Annotated in this window: 14 protein-coding genes; 1 reads left to right on the top strand and 13 read right to left on the bottom strand. The window is 70.3% G+C overall.

The genetic code is table 11. From position 1 onward, the window contains the following. From F8279_RS26620 to glyA, 13 genes are all read right to left on the bottom strand, one after another. Positions 1-450, bottom strand: a 450-nt coding sequence (locus F8279_RS26620) for a DUF2550 domain-containing protein (RefSeq protein WP_151501392.1), incomplete at its 3' end; no start/stop codon positions are given. 12 nt (positions 451-462) lie between these two features. Beyond that, positions 463-741, bottom strand: coding sequence for a F0F1 ATP synthase subunit epsilon (locus F8279_RS26615; protein WP_047893558.1), 279 nt, complete (start codon positions 739-741; stop codon positions 463-465). A 109-nt stretch (positions 742-850) separates the two neighbouring features. After that, on the bottom strand, positions 851-1,996 hold the full coding sequence (locus F8279_RS26610; RefSeq protein ID WP_091422621.1) for an LCP family protein: 1,146 nt from the start codon (positions 1,994-1,996) through the stop codon (positions 851-853). A gap of 215 nt (positions 1,997-2,211) precedes the next feature. Next, the gene (gene atpD, locus F8279_RS26605; RefSeq protein ID WP_091422619.1) at positions 2,212-3,657 is read right to left on the bottom strand and encodes a F0F1 ATP synthase subunit beta; all 1,446 of its coding nucleotides are present in this window, start codon (positions 3,655-3,657) and stop codon (positions 2,212-2,214) included. Then, the gene (locus tag F8279_RS26600; protein WP_091422615.1) at positions 3,657-4,586 is read right to left on the bottom strand and encodes a F0F1 ATP synthase subunit gamma; all 930 of its coding nucleotides are present in this window, start codon (positions 4,584-4,586) and stop codon (positions 3,657-3,659) included. The genes atpD and F8279_RS26600 overlap by 1 nt, the downstream gene beginning before the upstream one ends. A gap of 4 nt (positions 4,587-4,590) precedes the next feature. Then, the gene (gene atpA / locus F8279_RS26595) at positions 4,591-6,243 is read right to left on the bottom strand and encodes a F0F1 ATP synthase subunit alpha (RefSeq protein ID WP_091422611.1); all 1,653 of its coding nucleotides are present in this window, start codon (positions 6,241-6,243) and stop codon (positions 4,591-4,593) included. An 85-nt stretch (positions 6,244-6,328) separates the two neighbouring features. After that, complete coding sequence (locus F8279_RS26590) at positions 6,329-7,150, bottom strand: F0F1 ATP synthase subunit delta (protein WP_091422608.1); 822 nt, start codon at positions 7,148-7,150, stop codon at positions 6,329-6,331. After that, entirely contained in the window at positions 7,150-7,689 is a 540-nt protein-coding gene (locus tag F8279_RS26585) for a F0F1 ATP synthase subunit B (RefSeq protein ID WP_151501391.1), read from the bottom strand. The genes F8279_RS26590 and F8279_RS26585 overlap by 1 nt, the downstream gene beginning before the upstream one ends. 29 nt (positions 7,690-7,718) lie before the next feature. Then, on the bottom strand, positions 7,719-7,946 hold the full coding sequence (locus F8279_RS26580) for an ATP synthase F0 subunit C (protein ID WP_091422600.1): 228 nt from the start codon (positions 7,944-7,946) through the stop codon (positions 7,719-7,721). 70 nt (positions 7,947-8,016) lie between these two features. Beyond that, positions 8,017-8,814, bottom strand: a complete 798-nt coding sequence (gene atpB, locus F8279_RS26575; protein ID WP_091422597.1) for a F0F1 ATP synthase subunit A — start codon at positions 8,812-8,814, stop codon at positions 8,017-8,019. Positions 8,815-8,825: 11 nt separating this feature from the next. Next, positions 8,826-9,062, bottom strand: coding sequence for an AtpZ/AtpI family protein (locus F8279_RS26570; RefSeq protein ID WP_091423295.1), 237 nt, complete (start codon positions 9,060-9,062; stop codon positions 8,826-8,828). Positions 9,063-9,236: 174 nt separating this feature from the next. Then, complete coding sequence (locus F8279_RS26565) at positions 9,237-9,668, bottom strand: hypothetical protein (RefSeq protein WP_091422593.1); 432 nt, start codon at positions 9,666-9,668, stop codon at positions 9,237-9,239. Continuing rightward, complete coding sequence (gene glyA, locus F8279_RS26560; protein ID WP_175438771.1) at positions 9,661-10,950, bottom strand: serine hydroxymethyltransferase; 1,290 nt, start codon at positions 10,948-10,950, stop codon at positions 9,661-9,663. The genes F8279_RS26565 and glyA overlap by 8 nt, the downstream gene beginning before the upstream one ends. Before the next feature lie 35 nt (positions 10,951-10,985). Between glyA and F8279_RS26555 the strand changes: the two genes are divergently transcribed. Further along, a complete protein-coding gene (locus F8279_RS26555; protein WP_151501390.1) occupies positions 10,986-12,449 on the top strand; it encodes an SDR family oxidoreductase in 1,464 nt (487 codons plus the stop codon). The last annotated feature ends 112 nt before the right edge of the window (positions 12,450-12,561 follow it).

The raw sequence follows: 12,561 nt of genomic DNA, 5'->3' as shown, positions 1-12,561 counted from the left end.
GGCGGGCCAGTCCTGGGAGGCCAGACGCGGCGAGACCGCCCCGGGTGGGGCGGCCTCGAGCCAGGACAGGAATCCGGTAACGGTGGATCGCGCCATGGCGATCTCGATCGGCGCGTGGTGGCTGGTACAGCGCAGGATCACCCACTCGGCGGGCATGGACATGCGCTCCTGCGCCTCGGGCAGCCGACGGCGCTCGACCGCCAGCCCCTTACGCGAGAGCACCCGCTTGGGGCGCAGCGCGAAGCTGAACATGCGATACCAGCGGAGCTCGTCGCCCACGAAGCGACCGAACCCGGGTGACCAGCCACGACCGTCGAGGATCGTGTTGACCCGGACGCTCAGCCGGATGATGCCACCGCTACGCGTGAACAGGGCCCGCCGGATGAAGAGGATCAGAAGCGCGACGACGACGATCGCGACGCCGATTCCGATCCCTTCGACGATCTCCATCGGCGGGTCGGCTCAGCGGGCCGGGGTGGCGGGGGTTGCGCTCTCGGCGAGGACAGTAACGCCCTCGCCGGTCACCGACAGGAAGCCGCCGGCCACGTCGTACGCGACCTGCTGGCCCCCGGCCTGCTTGATGCGTACCTGGCTGGGTTCGGCGAGCTGGCCGAGCAGAGGTGCGTGCCCCGGCAGCACACCGAGCTCACCCTCGGTCGTCCGGGCGACGACCATCTCGGCCTCGCCGGTCCAGACCTTCTCCTCGACGGCTACGAGCTCGACGTGAAGCTGTTGTGCCACGCTGTCTCCTTGCTGCGGCGGCGGATTGCCGAAAGTCTAGTCGCGCCCCCGCAGCCCACCCAACGCGGGTGGTGAGAGCCGGACCACCACGGCCCCGCACCCGCTCAGGCTACTTGGTCTTCTGGACGAAATCGGGGTGCTCCAGCAGGAATGCGTCGAGCTGTTCGGTACGCAGTGCGGTGAAGAAGTCCTCCGCCGGTTCGAGCAGTTGCTCACCCCGGTAGTTGCTGCCGGTGCCGATCCCCCCGCCCGGCAGCTTGATCGTCTCGATCGCGTCCGGGCGGATGTCCTTCAGGGCCAGCCCGAAGTCCACCACGCTGTTGCCGCGCCCGTTGAAGACCAGCGACTTGCCGGCCGCGCGCAGCACCCGATCCAGCTTGACCGGGTTGGTCACCACGTCGGCGCTGAACGCCTGGCTCGCCATCGCCTTGACGAACTGCTGCTGGTGCCGCTGCCGCCCGTAGTCGCCGTCCGGCACGCCGTTCTTCGGGTAGCGCTGCCGGACGTAGTCCAGCGCCTGCCAGCCCTCCAGGTGGGCGTTGCCCTTCTTGTACACCGCCTGCGGGCCGAGGTAGCCACCGCCGCCGGGCCGGAGCTGGCGCGGCGTGCCGTCCGGCTGGAGGTGCTCGGAGCGCACCTCCCGCTCGATGTACATGTCGACACCGCCCATGGCGTCGACGATCTTCTTGAAACCGCTGAAGTTGATGATCGCGCCGGCGTCGAAGCGCTTGATGCCGGTGACGTCCTGCACGGTCTTGGCGAGCAGTTCGAAGCCCTGTGCGGTGCTGGGGTTCTGCCCGGGTACGTTGCTGCCGTGCGACATGGCCGCGTTGAGCCGGTCGTTGGCGCCCGCGTAGTCGGCCTTGGGGAAGGCCGGGATGTCCACCCGCAGGTCGCGCGGGAGCGAGAAGAGATAGCCGCGGTCCATGGTGGCGGGCACGTGCAGGACCATGATCGAGTCGGCCAGCGGGCGGGCGGTCGACGTCCGGGGGTCCACGCCGACGAGCAGGATGTTGAGCGGGCCCTTGATGTCGCTCTTCTTCTCGTTGGCGCCGGCGGCCTGGTCACCGAAGAGGTCGGCCTTGCCCACCGATCCCTCGTAGCGGGCGACCAGGGCGCGGGAGCCGATCAGCACGGAGCCGCTGAGCACCACCATGACGATGCCCAGGATCGTGCAGACGCGGGCCCACCGGGGCACGCCGCGCCACATGGACCGCTTCCCGCGATCCGCGCCGCCCTTACCAGCCACGAGCATCTCCAATCGTCGCGCCCACGGGTAGGAAGACGGGCGCGGGGGTCCGTTTGGTTGCAGAGATCAACGGCCGGGATGTGAAGTCGTGTCAGGAACGGTACCGCGCGATGCGGTGAACCGCTTGCCGGAGAACCGGGCATCTGGTAGTGCAGGGCCCTGAACAGGCGAAGGCCGCCCCGGCTTTCGCCGGGACGGCCCTCGTGGGTGTGAGCGGGCTCTCAGCCCTCCTCGCCCATCAGCTCCTTGGCCTTGGCCCGAAGGTCGTCCAGGCCGCCGCACATGAAGAACGCCTGCTCCGGGAAGTGGTCGAACTCCCCCTCGCTGATCCGGCGGAAGGCGTCGATGGTCTCGGCGATCGGGACCGTCGAGCCGGCCACGCCGGTGAACTGCTCCGCCGCGTACGTGTTCTGCGAGAGGAACCGCTCGATCCGGCGGGCGCGGCCGACGGTGAGCTTGTCCTCCTCGGAGAGCTCCTCGATACCGAGGATGGCGATGATGTCCTGCAGGTCCTTGTAGCGCTGCAGGATCCGCTTCACCTCGGTGGCGACGGCGAAGTGCTCCTCGCCGACGAACTCCGGGGCGAGGATCCGGGACGAGGACGCCAGCGGGTCCACGGCCGGGTAGATGCCCTTGTCGGAGATCGACCGCTCCAGGTTGGTGGTCGCGTCGAGGTGGGCGAACGTGGTGGCCGGCGCCGGGTCGGTGTAGTCGTCGGCGGGCACGTAGATCGCCTGCATCGAGGTGATGGCCTGGCCCCGGACGGAGGTGATCCGCTCCTGGAGCTCGCCCATCTCGTCGGCCAGGGTCGGCTGGTAACCCACGGCGCTCGGCATACGGCCGAGCAGCGTGGAGACCTCGGAACCGGCCTGGGTGAAGCGGAAGATGTTGTCGATGAAGAGCAGCACCTCCTGCTTCTTCACGTCACGGAAGTACTCCGCCATGGTCAGCGCGGACAGCGCGACCCGCAGGCGGGTGCCCGGCGGCTCGTCCATCTGGCCGTAGACCAGCGCGGTCTTGTCGATGACGCCCGACTCGGTCATCTCGGCGATGAGGTCGTTGCCCTCGCGGGTGCGCTCACCCACGCCGGCGAAGACCGAGGTACCACCGAAGTTCCGGGCAACACGGGTGATCATCTCCTGGATGAGCACCGTCTTGCCCACGCCCGCGCCGCCGAACAGGCCGATCTTGCCGCCCTTGACGTACGGGGCGAGCAGGTCGATGACCTTGATGCCGGTCTCCAGCATCTCGGTCTTCGGCTCCAGGTCGGCGAAGGCCGGGGCCTTGCGGTGGATGCCCCACCGGTCGTCGGCCTGAATGGTCTCGCCCTCGGCGAGGTTGAGGCACTCGCCGATCGCGTTGAACACGTGGCCCTTGACCGCGTCGCCCACCGGCACGCTGATCGGCGCACCGGTGTCGCGCACCTCGGTGCCGCGGACCAGGCCGTCGGTCGGCTGCATCGAGATGGCGCGGACCAGGTTGTCACCCAGGTGCTGGGCGACCTCCAGGGTCAGCGTCTTCTCGCCGCCGGAGAGCGTCACGTTGACGTGCAGGGCGTTGAACAGCCCCGGCATGGCGTCGCGCGGGAACTCGGCGTCGACGACCGGGCCGATGACCCGGACCACGCGACCCGTGGCCGTCTTGGTCTCAACTGCGGATACAGTCATCACACTTCACTTCCCGACGCGGCCAGCGCGTTCGCGCCGCCGACGATCTCACTGATCTCCTGGGTGATGCCGGCCTGACGGGCCGAGTTCATCTCACGCGTGTACTTCTCGATCATCTCTTCGGCGTTGTCGGTGGCACTCTTCATCGCCCGCCGGCGGGCGGCCGACTCACTGGCCGCCGACTCCAGCAACGCCGCGAAGATCCGCGTGTTGATGTACTTCGGCAGCAGGGCGTCGAGCAGCGACTCCGGCTCCGGCTCGAACTCGTACGCCGGCAGCAGGCCCTCGGACCGGGGCCGGTCCTCGACCTGCATCGGACCGACGATCCGGGTCACCGGGTTCTGCGTCATCAGGGACTTGAACTCGGTGTAGACGATGTGCAGCTCGTCCACGCCGAGGATCCCGTCGGCGCCGGCGTCGTTGTCCGTGTCGTCCGCGCCCGCGGTGAACGCCTTGATCAGCGTCTCACCGACCTCGCGGGCGTCCTCGAACGTCGGCTGCTCGGAGAAGCCCGTCCAGCTGGCGGCGATCTCCCGGTTGCGGAACCGGTAGAACGCCACGCCCTTGCGGCCGATGACGTAGAGCACGGGCTCCTTGCCGTCGGCGCGCAGGCGGGCGATCAGCGACTCGGCGGTCCGGATCGCGTTCGAGCTGTAACCACCGGCCAGGCCCCGGTCGGCGGTGACCAGCAGGACGCCCGCCCGCCGCACCCGCTCGCGCGGGGTGAGCAGCGGGTGGTCGATCCGCGCGTTCGAGGCCAGCGCCGTCAGCACGCCGGTGATCGCCTCGGCGTACGGCAGCGAGGCCGCCACCTTGGCCTGGGCCTTGGCGATGCGGCTCGTCGCGACGAGCTCCATCGCCTTGGTGATCTTCTTCATCCCCTTGGCGGAACGGATCCGCTGCCGGAGAACGCGTACCTGGGCGGCCATCGGATCAGCTCTCGGCCGGGCGGTCGGTGCTGCCGTCGCGGAAGCGGGTCACCGTCTCGCGGGTCTCCTCGCCCTCCAGCGGCTTGGCCGGCGCGTCGTTGACCCGGACCTCGTCCTCCTTGCCCAGGAAGACCTTCTTGAACTCGGCGATCGCGGAGTCGAGCGAGGAGATGATGTCGTCGTCCCACTTGTTGTCCGCGATCCCGGCCAGGACGCCCTCGTGCTTGTGCCGGAGGTACTGCAGGAACTCCGACTCGAAGCGGCGGACCTCGCCGACCGGGACGTCGTCGAGCTTGCCCTCGGTGCCGGCCCAGACGGAGACGACCTGCTCCTGCACCGGGTACGGCGAGTAGTTCGGCTGCTTGAGCAGCTCGACCAGGCGGGAACCGCGGTCCAGCTGGGCCCGGGAGGCCCGGTCCAGGTCGGAGGCGAAGGCGGCGAACGCCTCCAGCTCACGGAACTGGGCCAGGTTCAGCCGCAGCGAGCCGGCGACCTTCTTCATCGGCTTCACCTGCGCGGCGCCACCGACCCGGGAGACCGAGGTGCCGACGTTGATGGCCGGCCGGACGCCCTGGTTGAACAGGTCGGTCTCCAGGAAGATCTGGCCGTCGGTGATGGAGATGACGTTGGTCGGGATGAACGCCGAGATGTCGTTCGCCTTGGTCTCGATGATCGGCAGACCGGTCATCGAGCCGCCGCCCAGCTCGTCGGAGAGCTTGGCGCAGCGCTCCAGCAGACGCGAGTGCAGGTAGAAGACGTCACCCGGGTAGGCTTCGCGGCCCGGCGGGCGGCGCAGCAGCAGCGACACGGCGCGGTACGCCTCGGCCTGCTTGCTCAGGTCGTCGAAGACGATCAGGACGTGCTTGCCGCCGTACATCCAGTGCTGTCCGATGGACGAGCCGGTGTAGGGGGCGAGGTACTTGAAGCCGGCCGGGTCGGAGGCCGGGGAAGCGACGATGGTGGTGTACTCCATCGCGCCCGCCTCCTCCAGCGTCCCCTTGATGGAGGCGATGGTGGAGGCCTTCTGGCCGATCGCGACGTAGATGCAGCGAACCTGCTTCTTCGGGTCGCCGGAGCGCCAGTTCTCGCGCTGGTTCAGGATGGTGTCCAGCGCGACGGTGGTCTTGCCGGTCTTGCGGTCACCGATGATCAGCTGGCGCTGGCCGCGGCCGACCGGGGTCATCGCGTCGATGGCCTTGATGCCCGTCTGCAGCGGCTCGTCGACCGACTTGCGGGACATCACGTTCGGGGCCTGGAGCTCCAGCTCGCGGAAGCCCTCGTTGGCGATGTCGCCGAGGCCGTCGATCGGCTCGCCGAGCGCGTTCACCACGCGGCCGAGGAACGCGTCGCCGACGGGCACGGAGAGCACCCGGCCGGTGCGCTTGACGCGCTGACCCTCTTCGATCCCGCCGAAGTCACCGAGGACGACGACACCGATCTCCCGGACGTCGAGGTTCAGCGCCACGCCGAGCGTGCCGTCCTCGAACTCCAGGAGTTCGTTGGTCATGGTCGAGGGGAGACCCTCGACGTGGGCGATGCCGTCACCGGCGTCGGCGACGGTGCCGACCTCCTCGCGGGAGACGTCGGCCGTGTAGGAGGAGACGTAGCGCTCCAGGGCGCCGCGGATCTCCTCCGTCGAGATGGTCAGCTCGGCCATCCTCTGCTTCCTTAAGTATCAGGGGCCCGGGATACCTAGTACCGACCGGTCCGATGGCGTCGAATCAGGGCTGCTAAGACGCTGGTCAGCGCTTCGCGAGCGCGTTACGGGTCTCGTTGAGGCGGCGCAGGACGGTCCCGTCGTACAGGTCGGATCCGACCTGTACGCGCACTCCGCCGAGCACGTCGGGGTCGACCGTCTGCTTGACGGACATCTCCCGACCGTACATCTGGGAGAGGCGGGCGCCGAGGCGTCGCTCCTCCTCGTCGTTCAGCGGAGCCGCCACGGTCACGTACGCGACCTGACGCTCCCGCCGGTCGGCGGCCAGCTCGACCAGCCGGGCGAGCGCACCGGTGAGGGAGCGTCCCCCGAAGCCGGCGAGCGCGGCCTCGACGAGGCGGACGGTGACCGGGCGGGCCTTGCCGGCGAGCAGCTGCTGGGCCAGTTCGGCCCGCCGCTGCACAGGGGCCATCGGGTCGGAGAGCGCGTTGGAAAGCTCGCCGGAGCCGGAGACGACCTGCCCGAATCGGAACAGCTCGTCCTCGACCTCGCCCAGGTCGCCGGTCGCCTCGGCGCTCGCCAGGAGCGCCTCCACGCCGAGCCGCTCGACGCCGTCGAGCAGCTCCGACGGGGCCGACCAACGGCCGGAGACCAGCGCGGCGAGCAGGTCGAGCGCGTCCGCGCCGACCTTGCCGCTCAGGATTCCGGTGAGCAGAGTGGTGCGGTCCTCACCCGAGCGCGCCGGGTCGGACAGCGCCCGGCGCAGCCGCGGCTCACGCCGCAGCAGGGCGGCGACGGAGAGGATGTCGTCGGCGGTGGAGGCCACCGCCGACGGCTCCGCGCCGCGGGCGTACGCGTCGAGGCGCTCGGCCCCGGCGGAGTACGACTCCCGGCTGGCGGCCTGCATCAGCGGGCCCCCGTGCTCTCGAGGCCGCTCAGGAACCGGTCCACGGTGCCCTTGCGACGCGCCTCGTCGGCCAGCGACTCACCGACGATCCTGCTGGCCAGGTCCACCGCGATGGTGCCGACCTCGGTGCGCAGCTCGCGCACGATGGTGGCCCGCTCCGCGGCGAGCTGCTCCTTGCCGGCGGCGATGATCCGGTCGGATTCCTCGCGCGCCTTGGCGAGGATGTCCTGGCGGATGCCCTCGGCGTCGGCCCGGGCGTCGTCACGGATCTTGGCGGCGTCGGTACGCGCCTCCGCGAGCTGGGCCCGGTACTGCTCGAGCAGCTGGTTCGCCTCGGCCTGCGCGGCCTCGGCTCGCTTGATGCCGCCCTCGATCGCGTCCACCCGGGCCTGGAACGTCTGCTCCATGCGCGGGAAGACGAACTTCATCAGCACGAAGCAGAGGACACCGAAGGCGACCAGCCCGACCACGATCTCCTGCCAGACAGGAATGATCGGGTTGTGGGTCGTCTCACCACCCTCAGCGGCGAGGAAGTACATGGGAAAACCTCCCGGTCAAAGGGGCTGGTTCAGCCGGCCCAGATGAAGCCGAAGGCGATGCCCAGCAGCGCCAGCGCCTCGATGACGGCGAAGCCGATCCAGACGTACGGAAGGGTCATCCGGGACGACTCCGGCTGACGGGCGGTCGACTGGATGTAGGCCGAGAAGACCAGGCCCACGCCGATGCCCGGGCCGATGGCCGCGAGACCGTAGCCGATGGCGGCGGTGCTGCCCTCTACCGCGGCGTAGATGTCCATTGGTTGGTTCCTCCTGGTTATCACGCGTGACGGTCACGCGGGACGACAACGGTTGGTGCGAAAGATCGGATCAGTGCTCGTCGGCGAGGGCGCCCTGCACGTAGCTGGCGGTCAGCACCGTGAAGACGTACGCCTGCAGACAGATCACCAGGAACTCGAGGAAGGTCAGCGCGATCGTCATCACCCAGGACAGCACCGAGACCGGTGCCAGCCAGACGTTGGCGCTGAGCATGGCGAACCCGCCGAGCGTGAAGACCAGCAGGAGCATGTGGCCGGCGAACATGTTCGCGAAGAGACGGACGGCCAGCGAGAACGGCCGGACCAGGAACGTCGAGAAGAACTCGATCGGGACCAGCAGCGGCAGGATGTACCAGGGCGCCGGCGGGACCAGAGAGGCCTTGACGTACTTCACGAAGCCGTGGTGCCGGATGCCGACCCAGATGAACATCACGTAGCTGATCACGGCGAGGATGGCCGGGAACGCGATGTGCGAGTTCGGCGAGATCTGGAAGAACGGCACGATCGCGAAGAAGTTCGTCAGCAGGATGAAGCAGAAGAGCGTGGTGAAGTACGGCGCGAACCGCACTCCCGCGTGCCCGATCATGTCCACCGCGATGTTGTTGCGCACGAAGCCGTAGATCGACTCGGCGAACCACTGCTTCTTGGTGGGGACCAGCTGCGGCTTCCGGTACGTCGCCAGGAAGAAGATGATCAAGATACCGACGGCGATCCACACCATCGCCGTGATCTTGGTGAACCAGTACGAGTTCTCCGCACCCCAGGGCAGGATGCTGGGCAGGTAGAAGTCCCCCACACTGGGTGGGAATTCCGCCTGGCCCTGAGCCAGGACGTTCGCCTGTCCGAACACCGCGTCCCTTCCTAAGTAGGCGTGCCCAGCCGGCGGACGACCAGGATGATGCCCCCGGCCATGCCGAGCACGACCCCGATGCCGGTGGCGACGCCGCCGGTATCGAGCCAACGGTCGACCAACCAGCCGATGAAACCCCAGACGAGCATGCCCCCGATGAGGTATGAGAGCGCGGTCCAACCCTGACCGGCACCGGACGGAACGTCGCCCGGGCCGCCAGTGTCGGGGGGTTTCTGGTCACCGGCCATGACGGGGCGAACGATATCAGTCGAGCAGAAGAGGCTGTGCCTCACCCCCCGCACAACCTGGTTGTGTGGGACACGGGCGGGCGAAGTCGTCTGGAGGCACGGTACTCCTCCCCCGCCACTGAGAGAATGACCGATCGCGGACAGACCCACGCGTCGCCCGAAGGGTGGGACGGCTCAGCGCGGCATCCGTCGGGCGTGGACCGTGGTCAGCCACCAGACGTGCACGCCGGTCCACACGACGACGCCCGCGGCGATGCCGAGACAGAACGGGATCAGCCCCGGCCACCCGGTCGAGGCGACCAGCACCATCACCCCGCCGAGCGCGGTGATCTTGGCGACGTAGAGGCCCAGCCCGAACGGCAGCACGAGCTGCGGGTCCTTGGAGTCCGCCCAGGCCAGGACCACAGTGGTGAGCGTGTAGCTCGCCGCCGTGACGGCCACCCCGGCCGCCGCGCCGAGCGCGCCGTCCGCGCCGCGCCACACCCCGCCCGCCACCGCCGCGACAGCGGCGAGCACCGCCACCGCGGCCAGCAGCACGGGCAGATGACGCAGTCGCCAGCCGCGGTCCGCGGTCTCCTCCGCCGCGCGCGTCCCGGGCTCAGCCACGGGGGTACGCCGGGAACTCGGTGACCAGCTCGGTCACGTCCGCGGCGATCCGGGTCAGCTCGTCGCCGCCCCCGGGGGACTCCGGATCCGTCCGTACCGCCCGTCCGATCAACGTGGCGATCCGGCGCATCTCCCCTTCCCGCATGCCCTGGGTGGTGACGCTCGGCGAGCCCACCCGGATGCCGGAGGCCACCGCCGGCGGCTGCGGGTCGTACGGGACGGCGTTCTTGTTGAGCGTGATGCCGGCGGCGTCGCAGCGGGCCTCGGCCTGGGCGCCGGTCACGCCGGTCTCGCGCAGGTCGAGCAGGGCCAGATGGGTGTCGGTGCCGCCGGAGACCGGCGGCAGCCCCTCCGCGGCCAGCCCGTCGGCGAGCGCGCGGGCGTTGGCGACCACCTGCGCGGCGTACGTGCGGAACTCCGGCTGCGCGGCCTCGCGCAGCGCGACCGCCTTGGCCGCGACGGCGTGCATCAGCGGGCCGCCCTGGGTGAACGGGAAGACCGCCTTGTCGATCCGGGCCGCCAGCGGCTCCCGGCTGAGGATCATGCCGCCGCGCGGGCCGCGCAGCACCTTGTGGGTGGTCGCGGTGACCACGTCGGCGTACGGCACCGGGGACGGGATCGCGCCGCCGGCGACCAGGCCGACGAAGTGCGCGGCGTCCACCATCAGGTACGCGTCGACCTCGTCGGCGATCTCCCGGAAGCGGGCGAAGTCGATCAGTCGCGGGTACGCGGTCGCGCCACAGATGATCATCTTCGGCCGGTGCGCGCGGGCCAGGTCGCGTACCTCGTCGTAGTCGATCGTCCCGGTGTCCCGCCGGACGGTGTAGCCGACCGGGTGGAACCACTTGCCGGAGAAGTTCACCCGGCTGCCGTGGGTCAGGTGCCCGCCGTGCGGCAGGTCCATGGCCAGCACCGTGTCACCCGGCTGCACCAGGGCGGCGTACGCGGCCAGGTTGGCGCTCGCCCCGGAGTGCGGCTGGACGTTCGCGTGCTCGGCGCCGAACAGCTCCTTCGCCCGGGAGACGGCCAGCTCCTCGGCCCGGTCCACCTCGGCGCAGCCGCCGTAGTAGCGCCGCCCCGGGTAGCCCTCGGCGTACTTGTTGGTGAGCGTGGAGCCCAGCGCGGCCAGCACCGCCGGCGAGGTGAGGTTCTCGCTGGCGATCAGCTGCAGGCCGCCGCGCAGCCGGTCCAGCTCGCCCAGCACCACCTCGGCGATCTCCGGGTCGACGGTACTGAGCTGCTGGAAGTCCGGTCCCCAGAAGGTGTCCCTCGCGTTCTCCACAGCGAAGGAGTCTACGGAGCCGCACACTGGAGGCCGTGAGATGCCTCGTCACCGGTGCTACCGGCTACATCGGCGGACGCCTCGCGCCCCGGCTGCTGGCCGAGGGGCACACCGTACGCTGCCTGGCCCGCACCGCCGGGCGGCTGCGGGACGTGCCGTGGGCGGCCGAGGCGGAGGTCGTCGAGGGCGACCTGCGCCGGCCGGAGACGCTGCCGGCCGTGTTCGCGGGCATCGAGGTCGCGTACTACCTGGTGCACTCGCTGGGCCAGCGTGGTTTCGAGGCGGCCGACCGGGAGGCGGCGACGAACTTCGCCGAGGCGGCGCGTGCCGCGGGCGTACGCCGGATCGTGTATCTCGGCGGGCCGGAGCCGGCGGAGCGCGAGGGCCTGCCCTCGGCGCACCTGCGCTCCCGGGCGGAGGTCGCGCGGATCCTGCTGGCCAGCGGTGTGCCCACTGCGGTGCTGCGCGCCGCCGTGATCATCGGATCCGGTTCGGCCTCGTTCGAGATGCTCCGCTACCTGACCGAACGGCTCCCGGCGATGGTCACCCCACGCTGGGTGCGCAACCGGATCCAGCCGATCGCGGTCCGGGACGTGCTGCGCTACCTGGCCGGCTGCGCGCACCTGCCGGCCGACGTCAACCGGGCCTTCGACATCGGCGGCCCGGACGTGCTGACCTTCACCGAGATGATGCAGCGCTACGCCCGGGTGGCCGGGCTGCGGCCCCGGGTCATCCTGCCGGTGCGCCCGCTCACCCCGTCGCTCTCCTCGCACTGGGTCGGCCTGATCACGCCGGTGCCGAACGCGATCGCCCGGCCGCTGGTGGAGAGCCTGGTGCACGAGGCGGTGGCGCACGAACACGACATCGCCCGGTACGTGCCGGACCCGCCGGACGGGCTGACCGGCTTCGACCAGGCGGTCGCGCTGGCGCTGACCAAGGTGCGCGACGCGCAGGTGGAGACGCGCTGGTCGAACGCGAGCGGGCCGGACGCCCCCGCCGAGCCGCTGCCGTCGGACCCGCGCTGGTCCGGCGGCACCGCGTACACCGACCTGCGTGAGCGGGCGGTGGACGCGCCACCGGCGGCGTTGTGGCGGGTCATCGAGGGCGTCGGCGGCGAGAACGGCTGGTACTCGTTCCCGCTCGCCTGGTCGGTGCGCGGCTGGATGGACCGCCTGATCGGCGGCGTCGGGCTGCGCCGGGGCCGGCGCGACCCGCACCGGCTCCAGGTCGGCGAGGCGCTGGACTTCTGGCGGGTCGAGGAGATCGTCCCGGGCGAGTTGCTGCGGTTGCGCGCCGAGATGCGACTGCCCGGCCGAGCCTGGCTGGAGATGCGCGCCGAGCCGGACGGTAACGGCGGCAGCCGCTACGTCCAGCGTGCCGTGTTCCTCCCGCGCGGGCTGCCCGGCCACCTCTACTGGGCCTCGGTTGCCCCGTTCCACGCCGTCGTCTTCGGCGGCATGGCCCGCAACATAGCCCGAGGCGCCGAACACCCGGGCTGACCCGCCCCGCGCCCCGCGCCCCGCGATCTTGCACTTGCGGCCCTTGATGCGCCCGTTATGCACTTTCTATCCGGGCAGCAAGTGCAAGATCGCGGGGCGCGGGGCGCGGGGC

It is taken from the genome of Micromonospora sp. AMSO1212t (assembly GCF_008868145.1).
Taxonomy (GTDB): Bacteria; Actinomycetota; Actinomycetes; order Mycobacteriales; family Micromonosporaceae; genus Micromonospora; species Micromonospora tulbaghiae.
This window is presented reverse-complemented; position numbering and strand designations above follow the sequence as displayed.

Excerpts from the sequence above, each read along its gene's own strand:
- F8279_RS26610 (WP_091422621.1), bottom strand. The coding sequence starts at position 1,996 with ATGCTCGTGGCTGGTAAGGGCGGCGCGGATCGCGGGAAGCGGTCCATG.
- atpD (WP_091422619.1), bottom strand. The coding sequence starts at position 3,657 with ATGACTGTATCCGCAGTTGAGACCAAGACGGCCACGGGTCGCGTGGTC.
- F8279_RS26600 (WP_091422615.1), bottom strand. The coding sequence starts at position 4,586 with ATGGCCGCCCAGGTACGCGTTCTCCGGCAGCGGATCCGTTCCGCCAAG.
- atpA (WP_091422611.1), bottom strand. The coding sequence starts at position 6,243 with ATGGCCGAGCTGACCATCTCGACGGAGGAGATCCGCGGCGCCCTGGAG.
- F8279_RS26590 (WP_091422608.1), bottom strand. The coding sequence starts at position 7,150 with ATGCAGGCCGCCAGCCGGGAGTCGTACTCCGCCGGGGCCGAGCGCCTC.
- F8279_RS26585 (WP_151501391.1), bottom strand. The coding sequence starts at position 7,689 with ATGTACTTCCTCGCCGCTGAGGGTGGTGAGACGACCCACAACCCGATC.
- F8279_RS26580 (WP_091422600.1), bottom strand. The coding sequence starts at position 7,946 with ATGGACATCTACGCCGCGGTAGAGGGCAGCACCGCCGCCATCGGCTAC.
- F8279_RS26570 (WP_091423295.1), bottom strand. The coding sequence starts at position 9,062 with ATGGCCGGTGACCAGAAACCCCCCGACACTGGCGGCCCGGGCGACGTT.